The 21,221-nt window shown below is 74.3% G+C and carries 18 protein-coding genes; 12 read left to right on the plus strand and 6 right to left on the minus strand.

Annotated elements, in window-relative coordinates; translation table 11 throughout:
- Nucleotides 1-4: 4 nt before the first annotated feature.
- Together ACGFIR_RS12395 and ACGFIR_RS12400 are read right to left on the minus strand one after the other, a co-directional pair.
- A complete protein-coding gene (locus tag ACGFIR_RS12395; protein ID WP_393007260.1) occupies nucleotides 5-511 on the minus strand; it encodes a hypothetical protein in 507 nt (168 codons plus the stop codon).
- Nucleotides 512-618: 107 nt separating this feature from the next.
- On the minus strand, nucleotides 619-1,110 hold the full coding sequence (locus ACGFIR_RS12400; RefSeq protein WP_393144781.1) for an FBP domain-containing protein: 492 nt from the start codon (nucleotides 1,108-1,110) through the stop codon (nucleotides 619-621).
- 71 nt (nucleotides 1,111-1,181) lie between these two features.
- On the opposite strand from ACGFIR_RS12400, the gene ACGFIR_RS12405 reads away from it, so the two are divergent.
- Nucleotides 1,182-1,751, plus strand: a complete 570-nt coding sequence (locus ACGFIR_RS12405) for a TetR/AcrR family transcriptional regulator (protein ID WP_393144783.1) — start codon at nucleotides 1,182-1,184, stop codon at nucleotides 1,749-1,751.
- On the opposite strand, the gene ACGFIR_RS12410 is transcribed toward ACGFIR_RS12405, so the two are convergent.
- Nucleotides 1,698-2,510, minus strand: a complete 813-nt coding sequence (locus ACGFIR_RS12410; protein ID WP_393007266.1) for an N-acetyltransferase — start codon at nucleotides 2,508-2,510, stop codon at nucleotides 1,698-1,700. The genes ACGFIR_RS12405 and ACGFIR_RS12410 overlap by 54 nt on opposite strands.
- A gap of 457 nt (nucleotides 2,511-2,967) precedes the next feature.
- On the opposite strand from ACGFIR_RS12410, the gene ACGFIR_RS12415 reads away from it, so the two are divergent.
- On the plus strand, nucleotides 2,968-3,330 hold the full coding sequence (locus ACGFIR_RS12415) for a TraR/DksA family transcriptional regulator (RefSeq protein ID WP_393144785.1): 363 nt from the start codon (nucleotides 2,968-2,970) through the stop codon (nucleotides 3,328-3,330).
- A gap of 176 nt (nucleotides 3,331-3,506) precedes the next feature.
- On the opposite strand, the gene ACGFIR_RS12420 is transcribed toward ACGFIR_RS12415, so the two are convergent.
- A complete protein-coding gene (locus ACGFIR_RS12420) occupies nucleotides 3,507-3,779 on the minus strand; it encodes a GlsB/YeaQ/YmgE family stress response membrane protein (protein WP_121398573.1) in 273 nt (90 codons plus the stop codon).
- A 247-nt stretch (nucleotides 3,780-4,026) separates the two neighbouring features.
- The gene (locus ACGFIR_RS12425; RefSeq protein ID WP_393144787.1) at nucleotides 4,027-5,289 is read right to left on the minus strand and encodes an NAD(P)/FAD-dependent oxidoreductase; all 1,263 of its coding nucleotides are present in this window, start codon (nucleotides 5,287-5,289) and stop codon (nucleotides 4,027-4,029) included.
- Nucleotides 5,290-5,425: 136 nt separating this feature from the next.
- On the opposite strand from ACGFIR_RS12425, the gene ACGFIR_RS12430 reads away from it, so the two are divergent.
- Nucleotides 5,426-7,000 (plus strand): helix-turn-helix domain-containing protein, encoded by a 1,575-nt coding sequence (locus ACGFIR_RS12430; protein WP_393144789.1) that lies wholly within the window; start codon nucleotides 5,426-5,428, stop codon nucleotides 6,998-7,000.
- A gap of 124 nt (nucleotides 7,001-7,124) precedes the next feature.
- On the opposite strand, the gene ACGFIR_RS12435 is transcribed toward ACGFIR_RS12430, so the two are convergent.
- On the minus strand, nucleotides 7,125-9,329 hold the full coding sequence (locus ACGFIR_RS12435) for an ATP-dependent RecD-like DNA helicase (RefSeq protein WP_393144791.1): 2,205 nt from the start codon (nucleotides 9,327-9,329) through the stop codon (nucleotides 7,125-7,127).
- Between the two features lie 295 nt (nucleotides 9,330-9,624).
- Here ACGFIR_RS12435 and ACGFIR_RS12440 point away from each other — a divergent pair, with 295 nt between their 5' ends.
- From ACGFIR_RS12440 to ACGFIR_RS12480, 9 genes are all read left to right on the plus strand, one after another.
- Complete coding sequence (locus ACGFIR_RS12440; RefSeq protein WP_393144793.1) at nucleotides 9,625-10,086, plus strand: hypothetical protein; 462 nt, start codon at nucleotides 9,625-9,627, stop codon at nucleotides 10,084-10,086.
- Nucleotides 10,083-12,941 (plus strand): M48 family metalloprotease, encoded by a 2,859-nt coding sequence (locus ACGFIR_RS12445; RefSeq protein WP_393144795.1) that lies wholly within the window; start codon nucleotides 10,083-10,085, stop codon nucleotides 12,939-12,941. Before ACGFIR_RS12440 ends, ACGFIR_RS12445 begins: the two co-directional genes overlap by 4 nt.
- 663 nt (nucleotides 12,942-13,604) lie before the next feature.
- Nucleotides 13,605-15,239, plus strand: a complete 1,635-nt coding sequence (locus ACGFIR_RS12450; RefSeq protein ID WP_393144797.1) for a glycoside hydrolase family 10 protein — start codon at nucleotides 13,605-13,607, stop codon at nucleotides 15,237-15,239.
- Nucleotides 15,240-15,311: 72 nt separating this feature from the next.
- Nucleotides 15,312-15,863 (plus strand): hypothetical protein, encoded by a 552-nt coding sequence (locus tag ACGFIR_RS12455; protein WP_393145797.1) that lies wholly within the window; start codon nucleotides 15,312-15,314, stop codon nucleotides 15,861-15,863.
- A 152-nt stretch (nucleotides 15,864-16,015) separates the two neighbouring features.
- Entirely contained in the window at nucleotides 16,016-16,768 is a 753-nt protein-coding gene (locus tag ACGFIR_RS12460; protein ID WP_393144799.1) for an alpha/beta hydrolase, read from the plus strand.
- A 114-nt stretch (nucleotides 16,769-16,882) separates the two neighbouring features.
- Nucleotides 16,883-18,463 (plus strand): phenylacetate--CoA ligase family protein, encoded by a 1,581-nt coding sequence (locus ACGFIR_RS12465; protein ID WP_393144801.1) that lies wholly within the window; start codon nucleotides 16,883-16,885, stop codon nucleotides 18,461-18,463.
- A gap of 3 nt (nucleotides 18,464-18,466) precedes the next feature.
- Nucleotides 18,467-18,907 carry a DUF4188 domain-containing protein gene (locus tag ACGFIR_RS12470; protein WP_393007424.1) on the plus strand — a complete coding sequence of 147 codons (441 nt, stop codon included), beginning with the start codon at nucleotides 18,467-18,469 and terminating at the stop codon, nucleotides 18,905-18,907.
- Complete coding sequence (locus ACGFIR_RS12475) at nucleotides 18,904-19,992, plus strand: GNAT family N-acetyltransferase (protein WP_393144803.1); 1,089 nt, start codon at nucleotides 18,904-18,906, stop codon at nucleotides 19,990-19,992. Before ACGFIR_RS12470 ends, ACGFIR_RS12475 begins: the two co-directional genes overlap by 4 nt.
- Nucleotides 19,992-20,975: a nitroreductase gene (locus ACGFIR_RS12480; RefSeq protein WP_393144805.1), complete on the plus strand. Its 984-nt coding sequence runs from the start codon at nucleotides 19,992-19,994 to the stop codon at nucleotides 20,973-20,975. The genes ACGFIR_RS12475 and ACGFIR_RS12480 overlap by 1 nt, the downstream gene beginning before the upstream one ends.
- Nucleotides 20,976-21,221: the final 246 nt, after the last annotated feature.

The raw sequence follows: 21,221 nt of genomic DNA on the forward strand, positions 1-21,221 counted from the left end.
AGCGTCAGCAGCCGCCGCAGGTGTAGAAGAGGATGTCCCAGTGGCTTCCTTCCCTGGTGTAGAGGTTGCCGGAGGCCGCCCGGTACTGGTAACCGAAGCCGGAGATGTAGCCGACGTAGGTGTAGTTGGCCGAGATGTAGTTCTGGATGCAGGTGCTCAGCGCGATGTCGAGCTTGTAGCCGTTCCAGTGGCTGTAGGTGCCTCCGGCGTGCCCGACCTCGGTGCCGGCGGTGATCGTCACGGCGCACCCGCTGGCGCGTTTGAAGGTGATGATCCCGTCGATGGTCGCCTGCCGTACGCCGTCGAACGAGGTGCAGGTCGCGACGTTGCGGTCGCTGCAGTTGCCGCTGGAGGTCCAGGAGATGCCGGCGGCGCTCAGCTGCGAGGTGGCGCTGGAGTGGCTGATGGCGAAGGCCGGACTGGCGAGGCCGAGCGTGACTCCGGTCGCGGCGGTGATGGCGACGAGGAACGTGAGCAGGCGGCGGCGCAGGGTGGATCGGGTGGACGACATGGCTCTCCCGTTCGCGTGGGGGATTCCTGCGATGAGAAGGCCGACCTTGCAGGATTTCTACCAGACATCGATGAGCATGACTAGATGCGGCGGCGTGTCCGCTCGGATCACGAGGTCACGTTGGCGACGAACGCGGCGACGTTCGCCACGGTCCGCTGGATCTTCTCCTCGAGGGTGAGTGACTCCGGTAGCCGCGCGCCGGCGCCCGCGTCCTTTTTGCCCCGCACGTACAGGGAGCAGGCGAGGTCGCTGCACAGGTAGGTGCCGACCGTGTTGCCCTGCTGGCCGGCCCTGCCCGCCTTCGGCGCGACCATCAGCGAGACGCCGCCGGTGGGGGAGGTCAGACACATCGCGCACATGCCGCGCCGTGGCTGTGTGGGGGTGGGGCTCGGGCAGCGCAGCACGAGGCCCCGGGGGCGGTCGTCCAACTCGATGACGAGGTAGGCGCGGCCGGGTGAGCGCGGATCCCGCCAGCCCAGGTAGTCCAGGTCGTCCCAGGGGCGGTCGGCCAGGTCGCGCGGGACGGACAGGCGTCTGGCCTCGCCCTTGGTGCAGTTGACGAACGCGGTGCGGATCTCCTGCTCGGTCAGCGGCTTCATGCGGCGCAGGTTAATTTGCCTAAAAGCTTTAGGCAAATGCAAAATGAGTTATGTCGAGCGGGCGGAGGGGTATGGCACGCGCAGGACTGACCACGGAACGGCTGACCCTGGCCGGGGCGGAGCTGGCCGACGAGGTCGGTTTCGACCAGGTGACCGTCTCGGCGGTCGCCAGGCGGTTCGACGTCAAGGTCGCCAGCCTCTACTCGCACCTGAGGAGCTCCCAGGACCTCAGGACCAGGATCGCGGTGCTCGCCCTCGAGGAGCTGGCCGACCGGGCAGCCGACGCGTTGGCCGGGCGCGCCGGCAAGGACGCGCTGACCGCACTAGCCAACGTCTACCGCGACTACGCCCGGGAGCATCCCGGCCGCTACGCCGCGGCCCAGCTCAGGCTCGATCCGCGGACGGCGGCCGCCAGCGCCGGCCGCAGGCACGCCCAGCTGACCCGGGCGCTGCTGCGCGGCTACGACCTGGCGGAACCGGACCAGACGCACGCGGTGCGGCTGCTGGGCAGCGTCTTCCACGGTTACGTCAGCCTGGAGATGGGCGGCGGCTTCAGCCACAGCGCTCCCGACACGCAGGAGACCTGGTCACGCGTCCTCGACGCCCTCGACGCCCTGCTGCGGAACTGGCCCGCGCCCTGACGCTTCCGCAGCCGCCCCGAGCCGGTGCCGGACCCAGACGTTGGGCTCGACGTAGACGGCGTGGTCGTGCGTCACGTCGCAGTGCACGGGCACGAGGGCACCGGGCACGTGGACCGGCCCGCTGGTGTCGAACGGCAGGCCCGTCCAACGACGCCAGTCGTCGAGCGACCCGGCGATCGTCATCGACCGGGTGGCGACGCGCTCGATGCGCCCGCCCGCGCGCACGTGCACCCGCAGCCACGGGTCGACCGGCAGGCCGTCCTCGCGGACCTGCGCCGCGTACTCCACCATCGGCAGGTCGGGCCGGGTGTGCTTGCCGCTCGGTCGCACGGGCGCGACCAGCGTGTCGTAGCCCAGTTCCGCGACGGCCTCCCGCATGGCGGCGAGCATCACCGCCGAGAGCCCGGTGCCACGGTGGTCGGGCCGGATGCAGATCTCCAACGCGGAGACGATGTTCGTCTCGGCGTGGGTGAGACGGCCGACGGTGCAGCGCTGGATCACCCGGTCCCAGCCGCCGTCGGGAAGCTCGGGCTCCGTCCAGCGGAACGGCGCGGCGTACGCCCGGGCGATCACGCGGGCGGGGTCGGCGGGGTCGACGGCGGCGAACACGAACTCGGGGTACAGGGCGTGGGCGACGGCGTAGTACACGGCGCCCATCGGGTCCCACAGCATGAACGGTGGCCACGCCCCGTCGAAGTCCTCGTCGAGCGCACGGGCGAGGTCGGGGCGGTCCGCCAGGCTCACGATGTCCAGGGTCACGGCGGCAACGTAGGGCGTCGGCCCGTCCGGCGCACGTGAATTACGGGCCGGTCCGACGGGTCACGACTTGCGGGCCGATCCGGCAACCCCACGCCGAGGCCCGAGCCGCCGGGCGGCGGGCCGGTACGCGGGCGTTCGGTCTATGGTGACGCCGTGACCGCCCCCGCCCCCTCCTGGCAGCCCTGCACCGCCGCGTACCAGGAGTTTCCCGCCCCGTCGCGCACGACCGCGACGACCGGGCCGCGGACTCACCTCACCGCGGGTGCGGTCACCCGCCACCTCATCGTGCCGTCGGTCGCCCGCGTCCGTCGGGGCACCGTCGCGCCGCCGACCCGGCGGGCGCCTCGCCAGCGCCGCCCGCCGCCGCCCGTCCCGGATCCACAGGACCGGCACCGACGGGCGGAGCGCATCAGCGCTCCGCCCGTTCTTTCGTTGCGAGCAGGAAGAAGGACCGATCGTGTACGTCGTGAACAGGCAGGCCGAGCTGGGGGTGCTCCGGATCGTCCTGGCGGAGCAGTACGAGCGGCACAGCATCCAGCTGGCGTTGCTGGACCGGCAGGCCCGACGGATGCGCGCCGACGGTGCCGGTGTCGAGACGGCTTCCGCGTTGACCGCCGCCACGCGGCGGGCCCTGGGTGACATCGCCCGCGCACTGCACTACCTGGAACAGGGCCGGTACGGCACCTGCGGAGGATGCGACCGCGACATCCCGATCGAAGAGCTGGCGCACCGCCCGTCGACCCGGCTCTGCGCCACCTGTCAGCCCGAGCCGCACCGGCGGACCGCCCACGGCCGCGTCGGTGGCGACTGCCGCCGATAGAGGGCGTCACTTCTACGGCGACGCGCTGTTGCAAGGGGGCACTGGCGTCGCGGTCGGTTCCCACACCGCGGCGGTCCCGCACCCGCTCGGCGAGCGCCGCCGTGCCGAACAGGTAGTCCAGCGGACACGACGGCGCCGGCCGCCGCGAGGGTGGCCGGCGCCGTAGGACGTGCAGGTCAGCGGATGCGTCGGCGACCGTAGGCGCCGGCGGCGATGGCGACACCGATCGCGGCGAAGACGACCTGGAGGGCCAGCTCGATCCAGTCGATGCCCCTGGTGTCGTCCACGCCCAGGGCCCCGGCGACGAGGGTGCCGAGGATTGCCGCCACCACACCGATGAGCAGCGTGAGCCAGATCGGGATGTTCTGCTTGCCTGGGACGACCAGGCGGCCCAACGCCCCGATGATCAGGCCGATGATGATGGCGGTGAAGAAACCGGTGACTTCCACGTGGAGCCGTCCTTCCGGAGAGTTGTCGTCGAGCTGCGTGTTGCCCCCGCCGGGAGGGTGGCGAAACCACTCCCGGTCCCTTCCACAGCTTCTTCATACAACTGTCACGGAGCTGCGTACGAAACGTCATCGGCGCCATCCGGCGGCGACAGCCGGGCTGGCCTGGCCGGAAGACCGGCCGAGCGCACCACCCCTGCGACACGCGCGTCGGAGCCCTACCGACGGTCGAGGGCTCCGACGACGCCCGTCAGCGCAGCGGATCGAAGGGGCGCAGCTCCACGGGCTGGCCGCCGCCGGTGATCTGCTCGGCGAGCAGCTCACCGGTGAGCGGGCCGAGGGTGATGCCCCACATGCCGTGACCGCCGGCGGCGAAGACGCGCGGCGACCGGGTCCGGCCGATCAGGGGCAGCCCGTCCGGGGTGCAGGGTCGCGAGCCGACCCACTCGTCGGTACGGGCGTCCAGGTCGGCGCCGCGCAGCAGCGGCCGGGCGGCCTCGGCGATGGCCGAGATGCGGCGCCGGTCCAGCGGCGCCTCGGCGCTGCGGAACTCCATCATCCCGGCGACGCGCAGCCGGTCGCCCAGCGGCGTGCAGGCCACCCGCTGGGCGGGGAAGTAGACCGGCCCGGCCGGCAGGTGCTCGATCGCGACGCTGAAGCTGTAGCCGCGGCCGGCCTGCACGACGGTGCGTACGCCGAAGCGGCGGGCGAGCTGGCCGAGCCAGGTGCCGGTCGCCAGCACCACCGCGTCGTAGCGCTCGTCGGTGCCGGCGGAGGTCACCACCCGGACCCCGGTGCCCTCGTCGCGGACGTCCACGACGTCCACCCCGTCCTCGATCGCCCCGCCCCGGGCGCGGACGGAGTCGGCCAGCGCGTGCACGTACTGGCCCGGGTTGACGTAGCGCTGGTCGTGCAGGCGGATGGCGGCGCCGACCGCGTCCGACAGGGCGGGCTCCACCTCCCGTGCCTCGGCCCCGGTCAGCACGTCGAACTCGATCCCCTGCCCCGCGGAGTGGATGTGCGCCAGCTCGTCGAGCAGGACCGAGCGCTCGGCCTCGGTCCGGTACGCCGCGAGGAACGACTTCGCCTCGTGCGTCGGCGCGGTGACGCCGCCGGCCGTCAGCGCGTCGAACGCCGCCAGCGCCCGCCGGTTCATCGGGATGAAGGCGTGCATCGCGCTGCGCCACTTCGACGGCGTGCTGTGCCGCGCGAAGCCGGCGAGGAAGCGCAGCAGCCGGACGTCCGCGCGCGGCGGCACGTAGACCGGCGAGGACGGGCTCAGCACGGCGCGTAGCCCGTAGCGCAGCACGGCCGGCTCCGGCAGGGGCGTGGTGATGCCGGGCGTGAGCCAGCCCGCGTTGCCCCACGACGCGCCCGCCGCCACACCCGTACGGTCCAGCACGGTGACCCGGACCCCCCGCTCCTGCAGGAACCAGGCGGTGGCCAGCCCGACCATCCCCGCGCCGACGACGGCGACGTGTTGGGGCGCGGGCACTGACTCGACGGGGGACATGTCGTTTCTCTCCTTCAGGCGCTACCGGGATCGCGGCCAATCCTGTCCCCGCCGGGCCGATAGATCATTGTCCGTACCGGCCAAGGATTGCCCAGGTCGTTGGCCCTTTCGCACAAGAGCGGGGCACAATCGCGGCATGCTCACGGTGGCTGGCGTGGTGGACGCGGCGGGCGCGGCACTGCTCAAGATCGTCGTCCCCGCGGACGAGGCGGAGGTACGCGACGTGACCCTCGCCGAACTCGACGACGCCACGACCGGCCAGAGCGGGGACATCGTCCTCGGCGTCGGCATCGCGAGCCCGGAGCAGGCGCTCGCCCTCGTCGCCCGCTGCGTCGACCTCGGGGCGGCCGGCCTCGTCCTCAAGCCTCCGCTGGCCGCGCACCCCGACGTGACGTCGGCGGCCGCCGGGCGGCGCCTGACCCTGGTCGAGTTGCAGCGCCACGGCTCCTGGGCCCAGCTCGTCTGGCTGCTTCGCGGGGTGATCGACCGGGCCGTGGCGCCCGGCTCGCCGGAGACCGGGGAGCCCGGCGTCTACGACGAGCTGTTCGCCCTCGCCGACGCCACCGCCGCCGTCGTCGACGCTCCGGTGACGATCGAGGACGCCCAGTCCCGGGTGCTCGCCTACTCGTCGCGCCAGGACCGCACCGACCCCGCCCGGGTGTCGACGATCGTCGGCCGCCGGGCACCCGGGGACGTGATCGCCCACTTCCGCTCCCGGGGCGTGTTCCGCAAACTCATGACGGGCAGTGAGCTGATCTTCGTACCGCAGGGCCCGGACGGGACGCTGCCCCGCCTCATCATCCCGATCCGCGCCGGAGGCGAGCTGCTCGGCTCGATCTGGGCCGTCGTCGAGGGCCCGGTGCCGCAGGGGCGGCTGCGCGACCTCCAGGGCACGGCGTCCGTGCTGGCCCTGCACCTGCTGCGCCTGCGTGTGCAGGCCGACGTCGCGCGTCGGGTGTCGGCCGACCGGCTGCGGGCCGTCCTGCGGGCCCCCGGTCGGATGGGGCGCGAGGAACTGGCCCTGCCCGAGGGACCGTGGCGGGTCTTCGCGCTCGGCGCGCACGGCGGAACGGGCGAGATGGTCGACAGCCTCGCCCTGTGGGAGTCCATCACCCGCCGGCACGGCTGGCGTCAGCCGCTGCTGGCGGACGTCGGAGACGTCCTGTTCGCCGTCCTGGTCGACGGGGGCACCTCGCCCGGCTCGCGGCGGTGGATGGAGAAGCTGATCCACGACGTCGCCGTGCACGACCCGGGGCTGTACGCGGCGTCCGGCGGTGTCGCCGCGGGCCTGACGGACCTGCCGCGATCGCGCGCCGAGGCGGCCGAGCTGCTCGCGTTGCGCGGCCCGGCGGGACGACGGGATCCGGTGCTGCGGTTCGAGGAGCACTGGGCCGAGGTGGTCGTGCACCGGGTGGTCGGCGCGGTGCCGGGCGTCGACCTGCTGGTGGGCGGGCCGCTGCCCGACCTCGTCGCCCACGACCGGGAGCACGGCACCGACTACGTCGCCACGGTCGCCGCCTGGCTCGACCAGCAGGGCGACCCGAAGCGGGCCGCCCGGCAGCTGCACGTGCATCCCAACACGCTGCGGTACCGGATGCGCCGCCTCACCGAGGTCGCCGTCGTCGATCTCGAGTCACCGCGTACGCGGCTGGCGTTGCAGATCCAACTCGCGGCGCTGAACCGCGCGGCGTCCGCGCCCGGCCCGGCGTGACGGCCGCGTCCCGCCCGGCGTGACGCCGCGCGGCGTCCCCGTCCCGTCCGGTGACCGGATGGGCGCGGGCGGGCCCCGAGCCGGCGGGCGGGAAGCGGGGGACGGCGGCGCGGGGACGGGCCGCTCAGGCCAGACGGTGGTCGAGGGCGGTGTGCCGGCGCCCGGCGCCGACGGTGCGTACGGCGGCGGCGAGCGCGCGACGGGAGCCGACGAGGACGACGAGCTTCCTGGCCCGGGTGACGGCGGTGTAGAGCAGGTTGCGTTGCAGCATCATCCAGGCGCTGGTGGTCAGCGGGATGACCACGGCGGGGTACTCGGAGCCCTGCGAGCGGTGGATGGTCATGGCGTACGCGTGGACGAGTTCGTCCAGCTCGTCGAAGTCGTAGTCGATGCTCTCGTCCTCGTCGGTGCGTACCGTCAGGGTCTGTTCCTCGGTGCTCAGGGCGGTGACGATGCCGAGGGTGCCGTTGAAGACGCCGGCCTGGCCCTTGTCGTAGTTGTTGCGGATCTGGGTGACCTTGTCGCCGACGCGGAACACCCGGCCGCCCAGGCGGCGTTCGGGCTGTCCCTCGCGCGCCGGGGTGAGGCGCTGCTGGAGCAGCGTGTTCAGGGCCGCCGCGCCGGCGGGGCCGCGGTGCATCGGGGTGAGGACCTGGACGTCGCGGCGCGGGTCGAGGCCGAAGCGGGCGGGGATCCGGGTGCAGGCGACGTCGACGGTCAGGGCGGCGGTGGCCTCGGTGTCCTCGTTGACGAACAGGAAGAAGTCGCTGAGGCCCTGCACCAGGGGTGGCTTGCCGGCGTTGATGCGGTGGGCGTTGGTGACGACGCCGGACTGCGCGGCCTGGCGGAAGACCTGGGTCAGGCGGACCCGGGGGATGGCCTCGGCGGCGAGCAGGTCCCGCAGCACCTCGCCGGCGCCGACGGAGGGAAGCTGGTCGACGTCGCCGACGAGCAGCAGGTGCGCGCCGGGCGGTACGGCCTTGACGAGCTTGTTGGCCAGGATGAGGTCGAGCATGGACGCCTCGTCGACGACGAGGAGGTCGACGTCGAGGGGATTGTCCCGGTCGTGGCTGGCCTCCCCGCCGGGGCGTAGCTGCAGCAGCCGGTGCACGGTGGCCGCCGGATGCCCGGTCAGCTCCGACAGGCGCTTCGCGGCGCGGCCCGTCGGCGCGACGAGGGTGACCTTGGCCTTCTTCGCGGCGGCGAGTTCGACGATCGAGCGGACCGTGAAGCTCTTGCCGCAGCCGGGCCCGCCGGTCAGCACGGCGACCCGGGAGGTGAGGGCGAGGCGTACGGCCTGTTCCTGCTCAGGGGCCAGCTCGGTGCCGGTGCGGGCCTTCAGCCAGGCCAGCGCCCTGCCCCAGTCGACGCCCGTGAAGTGGGGCAGCCGGTCGGCGCGGTCGCGCAGCAGCCGCAGCAGGGATCCGGCGAGGGACTGCTCGGCGCGGTGGAACGGCACCAGGTACACCGCTGCGGTGGGCTCGCCGTCCGGCCCGGGCAGCGTCTCGCGGACCACGCCCTCCTCGGCGACGAGTTCGTCGAGGCAGTCGCTGACGAGGTCGGCGGGTACGTTGAGGATTTTGATCGCGTCGTCGACGAGCCGCGGGCGGGGCAGGTAGCAGTGCCCGTCGTCGGTGGCCTCGGACAGGGTGTGTTGCAGGCCGGCCTTGACCCGTTGCGGGCTGTCGTGCGGGATCCCGACCGCCTGGGCGATCGTGTCGGCGGTCTTGAACCCGATGCCCCACACGTCGGCCGCCAGCCGGTACGGCTCCTCGCGGACCACGGTGATGGAGGCGTCGCCGTACTGCTTGAAGATCCGTACGGCCAGGGAGGTGGACACGCCGACGCCCTGGAGGAAGACCATCACCTCCTTGATGGCCTTCTGCTCCTCCCACGCGGCGGTGATCTTCGCGGTGCGCTTCGGCCCCAGGCCGGGCACCTCGACCAGGCGGGCGGGCTCCTCCTCGATGACGCGCAGGGTGTCGAGGCCGAAGTGGGCGACGATCCGCTCGGCGAACACCGGACCGATGCCCTTGACCAGCCCGGAACCGAGGTAGCGGCGGATGCCCTGGATCGTGGCCGGCAGGACGGTGGTGTACGAGTGCACCTCGAACTGCCGGCCGTACTGCGGGTGCGACGACCAGCGTCCGGACAGGCGCAGGCTCTCGCCGGGCTGGGCGCCCAGCAGCGCACCGACCACGGTGAGCAGGTCGCTGCCCCGGTCGGTGGCCACCCGGGCGACGGTGTAGCCGGTCTCCTCGTTGACGTACGTCAACCGTTCGAGCACCGCGTCCAACACGGCGGAGGGTGTGCGGATGGGGGCGGTCACCCGCCCATCCTGCCTCCCGCCGCCGCCACGGTCCCGGCGGCCCGGCGCGCCACCGCGGAGGAGCCGTCCCGCGCGGACGGATCGGGGATCCCTCGGGCGCCCGGATGCGCGGACCGCTCCCGTCGGGCAGGAGGCGGGCCAGGCGCTCCGGCTGACGGAAGACCTGGAGGGCGCGCGAACTACACCGCCGGCCGTCGAGGTCCGGTGCGGCCAGTCATGGTTCATGAACGGACCGTGGTGCCGGAAACCTTACTGTCGGGTTTCCGGGCTGGCGCCGTACCGGCACGATGACGTCGTGACCGAGCCCCAGAACGTCGCCGCCGATCTGGTCGTGGGCGCTGCCCACGCGGCGGTCCGTCGAATCGCCCCCGAGGAACTTCCGGTCTTCGACGAGGTGGCCGCCGGCTGGCGACGGCAACTGTCGAAGGGACGCGTGAGCTGGTCCGTCCCGCAGGGTGGGGTCGGCTTCGGCATCGACGTCACCATGGTCACCGAAATCGTGCTCCAGGTGGTGGCCGCCGCCGTGGGCGAGGTTCTGGTCCTCGGTGCCACCACCGTCCGGGCCGGCCTGCTGCGTCGCCGCCGCCGCGAACTGCCCGCCCCGCCCGCCGCCCGGGCGGGGCTGGATCCCGAACAGGCGCGCCGATTGCGGGAGGCGTGCCACCGGCACGCGCTGGCGCTGGGCCTGGACCCCGACCGCGCGCAACTGCTCGCCGACGCGGCCGTCGGCGCGATGGTCGATCCGCCGGACGCATGACCGGACCGGGTGCCGGCGGGGCCCGCCACGACGGTGGCGCGGCTGCGGACGGTACGACCGGCGGCGCTCGTGGCGTCGGCGACGGTGGTCCCGGTGCCGGCCCACGCCTTCCTCCGGACCGGCTCGGCTGGCTCTACGCACTCGTGCTGGCGTCCCTCGTCAGCGTCGGGATCAGCGCGGGCGGCCTCTACTTCCTCGCCGACCGCTCGCTCTCCCGACCCTGGGCGGCCACCGTCGACGTCTGCACCCGGGCCCACCCGGTGGAGGCGGCGGAGCAGTCGGCCGCCCGCGACCGCTGCCTGGCCGGGCAGTTCGGCCGGCGCGGTGCGGTCATGCTCGCCGGGGCGGGGATCGCGCTGGGCGCGGCGGCGACCCTCGTCCTGGTGCTGCCGCTGGCCGACCGGCGTCGACTTCGTCGCCGGCTCACCGTGCCGGGCGCGCGGGAACGCTTCGTCGATCTGTGCGACCGCAACGGGCTGGCCGGGCGACGCCGGCCGAGGTTGGTCGTCGCGGCCCCGCCCGTACGGCAGGCGTACACCACCGGTGGCGTGGTCGGCAGGCCGACGGTGGTGCTCCCGGCGGCCGTCGCGGTGGCCCACGCCGACCCGGCGCGGTTCGATCCCGTCGTGACGCACGAACTCGCGCACGTCCTCGCCCGGGACGTGGCCTGGGCGTCGGCCGTGCGGGGCCTGATCTGGCTGCCGGTGCCGGCGGTGCTCACGGCCGGCCTGCTCGAGGTGGCCTACTTCGGGCTGAACGCGACCTACCTGACGGCGCTCGGCCGGGCGGCGGTCATGGCGGTGCTGACCGCGCTGCTGGCGGCCGGGCTGCTGCGGCGGCGAGAGCGGGAAGCAGACCGGTACGCCGCCGGCGTCGGCCACGCCGAGCATCTGGCCGCACTGCTGCGCGCCGGAACCGCTCGTCCCACGCGACGGCCTCGGCTGCTGGCCCGGCATCCGGATCCGGCGACCCGGGCGGCGGCGCTGGACCGGCCGGCGGACCCGCCGGGTGGCATGGCCCACGGGCTGGCGGTCGGCGCCGTCGCGATGCTGGTGGCGGGCGCCGCCGACGCTCTCGTACGTGACCTCTTCCTGACCGCGCAGGCTACCGTCGGCCCGCCCGTCGCGGTCTGGGCCGGCTCCGTGCTGCTGAGCCTCGGACTGTTGCCCGCGCTGGTCCGCCGGGCCTCCGCCGGGGCGCGCGGCTGGTGGCGGCCGGTTCTCGGCGCGGCCATCGGCTTCGCGGTGACGGCGTTCGTCGCCACCGCGTTGCCGGTTCCGGGAGGTTCGGCCGTCTCGGCCCGAACGGACGTGTCCGTCGCGCTGTTCGTCGCCGCGCTCGCGGGGCCACTCGCCGCGTCGGTGGCCGGGATCTGCGTGCTGCTGGCGCGGCTGGTGGTCGCGCGCCGGCCCGGGTCGGTCGGCTGGCGTTCGGCCACGTACCTGGTCGGGGTGGCCGCCGGTGTCGCGGTGCTCTGGCCGTTGCCGGCGGTGGCGTCCGTGCCGACCGACGGCCACGCGGCCCGAAGCTGGCTGGTCTTCGCGCTGCCCCGCAGCGGTTGGCCGCTGCTCGCGCTGCTGGTACCGGTGCTGGTCGGGCTCCTGCTGCGCGGGGCCGGGGCGGGACGCCGAACCCCGCCGCGCCGGTGGGACCGGGGAGTCGTGGCGGTGGTCCTGACCGCCGTGCTGGTCGGTGCGGGGGCCGCCATGTGGCGGACCGAACTGTTCCCGCCGGACACCCTGGCCGAGGCGGGCCGGCAGGCCCAACAGCGCTGGCTGCTCTGCGCGGTCACCGGCTGGGCGGTCCTGGTGGTGCTCGCGGTCGGCCGCCGCGTCGGTGTCGGCCAAGCGTTGACCGCGGGCTGGGCGGCCGGCACGGCGGCGGCGCTGCTGCAGTACGCGCACGCCCTGGCGACCGGTCGCGCGGACGGGCTGGACACCGCCGAGGCGCACCTACTGGCCCCGCTGGCCTGGCTGGGCTACCTCGTCGCGTTCACCCTGCCGTTCCTGGTGTTCCGGCCTGTCCTGCCGGGGCCCACCCGGTCCGCTCCGGGTAGCGCCCGCGTGCCCGTCGCGACGGCCGGGGTGCTGACGGCCCTGCTCGCGGTGGCGATACTCGGTCCGGGGATCCCCGGGGCGTACGCCCCGCTTCCGGTGGCGGAGCCGGCGAGGCTCTCAGCGCCGTCGACCGCTCCGGTCGTCCCGCCGGTGCCCGCCGGCACCCCGGGGCCCACGCGGTCCGCTCCGGGGCGACGCGACCCTGGTCGGCCGGTCACCCGCGCGGAGGCTCGCCGGGCGGCCGGCGCGGTCAGGGCGGTGCTGCCCCAGGGCTGGCGGGTGCCACCCGACCGGCCTGAGGGTGGCGGCTCCCGGATAGACCCGTCGGCCTGCCGGCCCCTGGCTGAGGACTCCTACCTGGACCGGCTCGGCGAGGTCGAACGGGTCCGGGAGCGGGCCCGCTACGCCACGGTGCCCGGCCTCACCGCCACCGCGTCGGCGGAACTGGTGATCGAGGTCAGGTCCCACGCCGAACCGGTGCCCGCCTCGGTGCTCGCCGAGGCGGAGTCGGCGCGGCGGGCCTGCCCCCGCTTCACCGCCCGGGGCGCGGCCGGCTCGGCGGTCCGGTTCGCGGTCGACGCGCAGCCACCGCCCGCGCTCGGTGAGCAGTCCTGGCGGGTGGACTACCGGCTCAGCGTGGGCAGCGGGCGGACCCGGATCACCGGACGGTCGGCCTTCGTGATCGTCCGGGTGGGGCACAACCTCGTGACCGTCTACGCCAGCGCCGTCATGGAGCCTCTGGACGAGCGGCTGCTCCGTGCGGCGGTCGACGCGGCCGTGGCGGGACTGACCGACTGACTATCCGTGCGGCGGCGCGGCCGGCCCGCGTTCGGCCAGCGGGACGACGACCCGCGCGCGGATCGTCGTCCCTCGCCGGCGCGGTCAGTTGATCGGTCCGACCCGGATGGTGCGGTAGTGGACGTCGAGGCCGGGGTCACCGTGGTCCTGTCTGTACGCGGTCCTCGCCGACGACTGAGCGCTGGCCCGGCCACACCCTCACCGTCCGCGACGGGGCGTGGGGGCGGTAGGCTGTCCAAGCGGGTACGCGACGGCCGATGACGGGCCCCGGCGACCCGCCTTCCTTCCGGCTCGCAGCCGCCAGTGAACATGTTGCGCGCCGCCCTGTGAATCATGGAGTACGTCTTGGCAGACATGACGCCGCCCGCCCTGAATCCCTTCGAATCGGAGGGAGACGGGGACACCGACCGCGAACGTGGGCGAACGGTGGACGTGAGCGCGGACGCGATGACCCGTATGCGTACCCCGTTCGTCCCGGCAGACAGCGACTGCGGCACCGCTGACGAGAGGCGGACGTCGCGTTCCTGACCCGCCGCGTCGGAGTGGTCGAGGGCGGCGACTTCGGCTGGTTCCGCCACAGGATCGGCGTCCGACCCTTATCTGATCGTTAACTAACGGTCCAACTGGTTCACCGGGTGAGGCCGGACTGGGCACACTGGGGCGATGTCCGTCGCTGAGTCGCCCGCCCGCCGCCGTCGTACCCAGGCATTCGTCGCGGTGGTCGCCGCGCTCGCCGTGGCGGTCGCCCTCGGCGCCTGGTCGCTGCGGGACCGGGTCGCCGGTGGACGCGGCCTGTCGGAGCAGGGCGGCGTGACCACCTTCGGTGCCGCCCCGGCGGATCGCGCCCCCGCCTGCGCCGGTCGACCGGCCCGGGCGCCCCGCGAGCTGCGGGGCATGTGGATCACGACGGTGAACAACATCGACTGGCCGAGCCGGCGAGGGCTGCCGGCCGAGAAGGCCCGGGCCGAGTTCCGGGGCTGGCTGGACCTGGCGGTGCGGCGCAACCACAACGCGGTCTTCGTGCACGTGCGCCCGAGCGGGGACGCGCTCTGGCCGTCGGCTTACGCGCCGTGGTCGGAGTGGCTGACCGGGCGACGCGACGGCCGCGACCCGGGCTGGGACCCGATGGAGTTCATGGTCGCCGAGGCGCACGCCCGCAACCTGGAGTTCCACGCCTGGTTCAACCCCTACCGGGGCGGGCAGCCGGCCACCGTCGGCGGGCCCGGGCCGAAACTGGACCAGCTCGCGCCGACGCACCCGCTGCGGCGGCACCGCGACTGGGTGGTGACCTATCCCAGCGCCGACCGGCCCGGCAGCCGCCTCTACTTCAACCCGGGCATCCCCGAGGCCCGCAGGTTCGTCGAGGACGCGATGCTGGAGGCGGTCCAGCGCTACGACGTCGACGGCGTGCACTTCGACGACTTCTTCTACCCGTACCCGGAGGCCGGGCAGGACTTCCCGGACGCCGCGACGTTCGCCCGGTACGGCCGGGGATTCGCGGACAAGCACGCCTGGCGCCGCGACAACGTGAACACCCTGGTCCGCGAGATGAGCGAGCGGATCAAGGCGATCAAACCGTGGGTGAAGTTCGGCATCTGGCGCAACGCGCGCAGCGACCCGGCCGGTTCGGCGACCGCCGGGTTGCAGAGCTACGACGACATCTACGCCGACACCCGACTCTGGGTACGGCGGCAGTGGCTGGACTACGTCGTACCGCAGCTCTACTGGCACATCGGGTTCGGCAAGGCCGACTACGCCAAGCTGCTGCCGTGGTGGGCGGCCACGGTGCGGGGCACGAGGGTGCAGCTCTACATCGGTCAGGCCGACTACCGGGTGGGCGAACGCGGCGCCTGGCGCGACCCGGCGGAGCTGGACCGCCAGCTCGCCCTCAACCGCCGACACGGCGTCGACGGCAGCGTGCACTTCAGCGCCCGGCAGGTGCGCGCCGACCGGCTCGGGGCGGTCGACCGGTACAGCCGGACCCACTACGCCGGCCCGGCGCTGGTGCCCACGATGGCGCACCTTCCGTCGGCGTCGCCGGCCGCCCCCACGGTCACCGGCGCGCGGCGCGGGAACGCCGACGGCGTGACGCTGACCTGGCGCGGGGACGGCGCCACGAGCTTCGCCGTCTACCGCGTCGACGGCGACGCGGCCCGGCTCGTCGGCACGACCCGCGGCACCGGCTGGGTGGACCGCGCCGCCCCGGCCGACCGCCCGCTGACCTACTGCGTGTCCGGTGTGGACCGCTCCGGCAACGAGGGCCCGCTCAGCTCGCCGGCGTCCGTCGACCCGCGCTAGCGGCCCACCCCGACGGAGCAGACGCACCCGCGCACCGGGCCGGTCGGTCGGCCGGGCTACCCTGCCGCGGTGATGGCCGAAACGGACGGGGAGCGGCTGGCGGCGTCGCTGGCCGACCGGCTCGACACGGTCACGTTCACCGACCTGACCACCGACGAGGTCACGGCCCGGCTGATCGACGCGGTGGTCGACTGGGCGGCGGCGCAGGGCTGGCGGGTCTATCGGCGGGCGGCGAGCGTGCTGCCGCTGCCGCCACCGATGTCCGCGCAGCAGTCGGTGCTCGACGTGGCCTGTGCCCGCCCGGCCGGGCCGCCGGTCGTCGTCGAGATCGATCACGGTACGCGCCGGCGCACCTGGGAGAAGCTGCTCGCCGAGGCCGAGGCGGGGCGGATCCCGCTCTGGGTGCGCTGGGGTGCCGGACGGCTGACCCCGCCGCCCGCGCCGATCGCGATGGTGGCCTGCGAGGTCAGCAGGCGGATGGACCCGACCGGCCGGGGCCGGGTGCACAGCCGCTCGCCGCGAGCCGACATGCCGCCCCCGGCGCATTCGGCCGCGCGGGTCGCGGAGACGGCCGCCGTCGAGCTGCCGCTGCCGTCGTCCGAGCCACCCGCCACGGGGACCTGAGAGCCACGCGAACGACCGGCCGCATGGTCGGCGGCAATCGCCCCGGGCGACCAGCACCGGACGGTCCCTGGTGGGCACGCGCACCCCGACGGCAGACGGGCGACGCCCGACCGTGGCGCCACAGAGTGGCCGGACCGTGCCAGACTGCGATCATGGCCGAGACGCCGAACTTCCTTCGCCCGTTCGTACTGACGCCGACCGCCCGCCAGCACGAGCGGGAGGCGAACCTCGACTGGTACGTGCCGGAGGGTGCCGGCCCGCATCCCGCCGTGGTCCTCGTCCACGGGGGACCGCTACCGCCCGACCTGCACCCGGGTCCTCGTGACTGGCCGGTCTACCGCGGCTACGGCTGCCTCCTCGCCGACCTCGGTCTCCTGGCCGTCACCGTGGAGCACCGGATGCGCGTCGTCGCCGGTCCGCAGGGCCCCGCCACCGACTGCGCGACGGCCGCCCTCGACGTCGCCTCGGCCGTGGACCGGGTACGCGCCGACCCGCGCGTCGACAGCGGACGGATCGCCCTCTGGTTCTTCTCCGGCGGGGGACTGCTGAGCACGGACTGGCTGCGGGAGCGGCCGTCCTGGCTGCGCGCGGTGGCGCTGACGTATCCGCTCCTCGCGCCGCTGCCGGACTGGGGCGTCGACCCGCGCTTCGAGCCGGGCGCGGCGCTCGGCGAGCCGGGTGGGCCCGTGCCCCCGCTGCTGCTGACCCGGGTCGGCCGCGAACGGGAGGAACTGGCCGAGACCGTCGCGGCGTTCCTCGACGCGGCGGACACCGCCGGCGTACGGGTGGAGGTGGTCGACGTACCGGGCGGGCAGCACGGGTTCGACATGCTGGACCACACCGACGAGTCCCGGCGGGCGGTCGAGCGGGCGGCCGACTGGGTCGCGCAGCGACTGGCCCGGTGAGAAGGTCGGTCGGCCCACGGTACGGCGGGCCGGCCGGGGGTAGGTGCGGATACTCAGCGCCGGCTCGGTGCGACAGCTCAGGCGTCCCCGACCGGATCCGCCGAGGATTCACCCATGACCGAGACGCTGCGTCGATATTCCGATCCGACACCCCTCGCGTCGACCCGTCTGACGGCCGGCGAACGCTGGCGGCGGGCACGCCTGACGGTCTTCGGCCAGGTGCTCGGGGCGACGGTGCGCCTGGCCGCCCGCCATCCCGCGTCGTGGCGGTGGTCGGCCAGGCGGCACCACCCGGTACTGGACCGGCTCGCGGCGGCGAACGCGCGTGCGGGGTGCGCGCTCGCCGCGCTGGAGGTTCCGGCGTACCGCGCCTTCCTGCGCGCCCGACCGGCCGGGGCCCGCCGACGGCTGCGGGACTTCCCGGAGACCGACAAGGTGAGCTACGTCGTGCCTTTCGACTCCGCCCGACGCTGCCGGGGTGGGCGACTGCCCGATCGGGGCGTGGTGGTCGACGAGTCCGCCGGCTCGTCCGGCCGGCCCTTCAACTGGCCCCGGGGCGAGCGGGAACTGCGCGCGGTGCACCGCGACATCGTGGGCTACACCAGCCTGGTCTTCCCGATGCGCCGCCCGTTCGTCATCAACGCCTACTCGATGGGCGCCTGGGCGACCGGCACGACGACCGGCGCCGCGATGGCCCGGATCGCGGTGGTCAAGAACACCGGCCCGGACCTCGACAAGATCGTCGACACGCTCCGCGAGTTCGGCCCGGACTTCGACTACCTGGTGACCGCGTACCCGCCGTTCCTCAAGCACCTGCGGGACCGGCTCGACGCCGAGGGGTTCGACTGGTCGCGCCACCGCGTCTTCGCCAGCTGCGGGGGAGAGGGGATGACGGAGGCGTTGCGCGGCTACCTGGAGGAGCGGTTCCTGCGGGTCAGGTCCGCGTACGGCGCCTCGGACCTGACCATCGGCATCGGTGCGGAGACGCGGTTCACCGTGTGGCTGCGGCGGCGCCTGCGCGACGATCCCGAGCTGCGGGCGGCGCTGCTGGGCGCCGACGAGCAGCGCCTGCCGATGGTGTTCCAGTACAACCCGCTGGCCACCTACCTGGAGACCAACGAGCGCCGCGAACTGCTCTGCACGATGACCGGTCCCGACGTCCTGCAACCACGGCTGCGGTACAACGTCGGCGACGAGGCGCTGCTCGTCGACTTCCGGCGGATCCTCGACCTGGTCCGGGGCGACGCGCGGCGCTGGGCCGAGTGCCGCGAGGCCACGGCCAGCGAGCGGATGACCCTGCCGGTGCTGCTGCTGTTCGGCCGGCGCGACTCGACGGTGTCTTACCTGGGCGCCAACCTCTACCCGCAGGACGTGGAGTACGGCCTCTACGCCGACAACCCGTACGCCGCCGAGATCAGCCGGTTCTGCCTGGCGCTGGCCGAGGACGAGACGCTGGAGACCCGGCCGGTGGTTTACCTCGAACTGCGGCGACCGCTGCGCGCGGCGGAGCGCGACGCCCTCGCCGCCGCCTGCCGCAGCGGCGTACGCGCCCACCTGGCGGCCGTCTCCCGCGACTTCGCACAGTCGCTGACCGAGGACCCAGCCGCCGGTGACATCCGCGTCGAGCTGCACGAACCGGGAGCCGGCCCGTTCGCCGGACAACAGAAGATCAAGAACGTCTACCTGGTGGGCTGAGTGATGCGTACCCGTGACTTCTCCCGCGCCCCGGCGCGCGCCCAGGCCGGCGCCATGTTCTTCGGCGCCACCCGCTACCGGAGCCCGCTGGCGATCCTGCGGCTCCTGCCGGCCTGGCGGCGGATGGTCCGCGACATGCGCCGCATGTCCGGCTACCGCTGGCACCGGATCTACTGGGAGTTCCCGTTCACCCTCGGCACCATCGCGTTCTTCAGCGACCGCGAGGCCCTGCTGCGCTTCGCCCGGTCCCGGCACCACCGCAAGCTGATGATCTGGCTGACCGACGGCGACCGCCACGCGACCGCCGGCTACATCCGGATCTTCACCGCCGAACCCGACGGCTACTCCAACGGGGTGTGGCGGGCCGAGTCCACCGAGATGGGGCACATCCCGACGTTTACGCCGCTGGGCTCCGAGACGGTCGGACCGGCGGTGCGGCGATGACCGCCCCGCACGCCCTGCAACGCGTCGTCGACCGGCGCGGCCTGCGCGAGTTCCTGGCGCTCACCGACCGGGTGTACGCCGGCGAGCCGCGCTTCGTGCCGCCGACGCGCCAGCAGGTGCGGCGCTGGTGGCGCGAGGGCGTGCCGATGTACGTGCTGCGCGACGGCGCCACCGGTGCGGTCGTCGGCCGGACCACCCTGCACACCGACGCCGCCCTCGACGCGAAGCTCGGCCGCCGGTGTCAGCTCTTCGGGCTCACCGAGTTCACCGAGGCGGCGGCGCGACCGCTGTTCGAGGCGGTCACCGCCGCCGCCCGCGCCGCCGGCGACCGTGACGCGCTCTTCGGGCCGGTGGCGTTGCTGCCCAACCAGGCGGGCGGCGTCATCACCTCCGGGTACGCCGATCGCGGCTTCATCGACAGCGCCTGGAACCCGCCCCGGTACGTGAGCGCGTACGAGTCGTACGGGTTCCACCGGCGGTTCGAGTCGGACACCTGGATCTGCCCGGTCCCCGCCGGCGACGACGCCCCACCGGGCACCGACGACGACGGCGCGGAGCTGACGGTGCACCGGGCCGACGTCCGGCGCCTCGCCGAGCAGCTCGACCTGCTGCGGGGGCTGCTGAACGCGTCCTTCGCCCAGCTCGGCTACTACACCGAGATCTCCGCCGCGCAGCTGAGCCGGCAGACCGACGGGCTGGCGTACCTGCTGGACGAGTCGCTGCTGCTCTACCTGACCAGGGCCGGGCAGCCCGTGGCGTTCGTGCTGTGCGTGCCGGACATCAGCGAGTTCGTGGTACGGGTCCGCGGCGACCTCCACCTGCTCAACCAGGTCCGGCTGCTGGCAGTGCGCCGCCGCTACCGGCGGGAGGCGGTGCTGATCGTCAAGGGTGTGCTGCCCGGGTACCAGGGGCGCGGCTACCAGCGCCTGCTCTCCACCGCGCTGCGGCGCAACCTGCACGCCGGCGGGTACACGACGCTGCGCAGCACCTACGTCGGCCGGGACAATCCGGCGTCGGCCGCGCAGTACCGGGCGCTGGGCGGCCGGCCGCTGCACGGGTACACCTTCTACGAGAAGGCGCTGTGATGCGGCTGGCGACGTTCCGCGAGCTGGAGCCGCTCTGCTGGCGGGCGCCGAGCGCGCACAACACCCAGCCGTGGCGGCTCGACCACCGGCCCGAGGCGATCCTGGTGGGCTGGGACCGGGCGTACGAGCTGCCAGCGGCCGACCCCTCCGGCCGCGACCTGCGGCTGTCCCTGGGTGCCTTCGTCGAGACCTGCCTGATCGTCGCCGCCGACGCGGGCCTGCGGATGACGTTCGTCGGGGACCACTGCCGCGAGGACCGTCGGGTGGGCTGGCTGCGGGCCGCCCCGCACCGCTACGACACCCCGTTCAGCGCCGCGCAGGTGCTCACCCGTCGTACCCACCGGGGCCGGTTCTCGGCCGGCCCGGACGCCGGGGTGCTGGCGGCCGTCGACGCCGTCGCCCGGGTCGCGGGCGGGACGGTGCGGGCCGTACCGGACGCCACCCTGCTGGCCCGCCTGCTGCGGGACGCCGACCGGTGGACGTACGCCGATGCGGCGGTGGTCGGCGAGTTGCGGTCGTGGCTGCGGCTCACCCCGGCGCACCCGGACTACCACGCCGACGGGCTCACCGACCGGTGCCTCGGCCTGTCCGGGCGCGAGGCGACGGCGTTGCGGGCGGCGCTGGCCGCGTACCCGGCGCTGCGCCGGCTCGGGCTGCCCCGGCTGCTCGCGGCGGCGTCCGGCAACCCGCTCGCCCTCGGCGGCGCCGCGCTCGTCCTCGTCGGGCCGCCCGGCATCAACGACGCGAGCCAGGTCGAGTTCGGCCGGGTGCTCGCGCGCACGTGGCTGACCCTGCACGCGGCCGGGCTGGCCGCGCACCCGCTGAGCCAGCTCATCGACGCGCCCGCCACCCGCGCCGCCCTGGGTTCGTTGCTGGGCGTGGCGCCGCAGCGCCTGCTGCACGTGGCCCGGGTCGGCCGGCCGGTGGGCCCGGCGCCCCCGTCGGCGCGCCGGGTCGACGGCCTCGGCCAGCGCCCCCGTTGACCCCGCCCGGGCCCCGGCCCGGGCGGGCGTCACCGCCGGTTGCCGAGCCTGCGTTCACCAGGGCCATTAGGTGAGGCTAACCTGGCCCTCGATCGCTGGGAGGGCGCAGCTCGTGTACACATCCTCGTGCCTCCGGGGCGCCGTCGGCCCCGGAGTGCGGATCCTGACCCGCATCGGGGCCGACGGCACCGGCCCCGGCGTCCCGTCCACCGGCCGGCGGTGCGGCGCCCCCGCCGCGCCCGCCCG

Source organism: Micromonospora sp. NPDC049051 (genome assembly GCF_043197575.1).
Lineage (GTDB): Bacteria > Actinomycetota > Actinomycetes > Mycobacteriales > Micromonosporaceae > Micromonospora.

Excerpts from the sequence above, each read along its gene's own strand:
- ACGFIR_RS12400 (WP_393144781.1), bottom strand. The coding sequence starts at position 1,110 with ATGAAGCCGCTGACCGAGCAGGAGATCCGCACCGCGTTCGTCAACTGC.
- ACGFIR_RS12480 (WP_393144805.1), top strand. The coding sequence starts at position 19,992 with ATGCGGCTGGCGACGTTCCGCGAGCTGGAGCCGCTCTGCTGGCGGGCG.
- ACGFIR_RS12430 (WP_393144789.1), top strand. The coding sequence starts at position 5,426 with ATGCTCACGGTGGCTGGCGTGGTGGACGCGGCGGGCGCGGCACTGCTC.
- ACGFIR_RS12450 (WP_393144797.1), top strand. The coding sequence starts at position 13,605 with ATGTCCGTCGCTGAGTCGCCCGCCCGCCGCCGTCGTACCCAGGCATTC.
- ACGFIR_RS12445 (WP_393144795.1), top strand. The coding sequence starts at position 10,083 with ATGACCGGACCGGGTGCCGGCGGGGCCCGCCACGACGGTGGCGCGGCT.
- ACGFIR_RS12455 (WP_393145797.1), top strand. The coding sequence starts at position 15,312 with ATGGCCGAAACGGACGGGGAGCGGCTGGCGGCGTCGCTGGCCGACCGG.
- ACGFIR_RS12465 (WP_393144801.1), top strand. The coding sequence starts at position 16,883 with ATGACCGAGACGCTGCGTCGATATTCCGATCCGACACCCCTCGCGTCG.
- ACGFIR_RS12460 (WP_393144799.1), top strand. The coding sequence starts at position 16,016 with ATGGCCGAGACGCCGAACTTCCTTCGCCCGTTCGTACTGACGCCGACC.
- ACGFIR_RS12395 (WP_393007260.1), bottom strand. The coding sequence starts at position 511 with ATGTCGTCCACCCGATCCACCCTGCGCCGCCGCCTGCTCACGTTCCTC.
- ACGFIR_RS12470 (WP_393007424.1), top strand. The coding sequence starts at position 18,467 with ATGCGTACCCGTGACTTCTCCCGCGCCCCGGCGCGCGCCCAGGCCGGC.
- ACGFIR_RS12405 (WP_393144783.1), top strand. The coding sequence starts at position 1,182 with ATGGCACGCGCAGGACTGACCACGGAACGGCTGACCCTGGCCGGGGCG.
- ACGFIR_RS12475 (WP_393144803.1), top strand. The coding sequence starts at position 18,904 with ATGACCGCCCCGCACGCCCTGCAACGCGTCGTCGACCGGCGCGGCCTG.
- ACGFIR_RS12425 (WP_393144787.1), bottom strand. The coding sequence starts at position 5,289 with ATGTCCCCCGTCGAGTCAGTGCCCGCGCCCCAACACGTCGCCGTCGTC.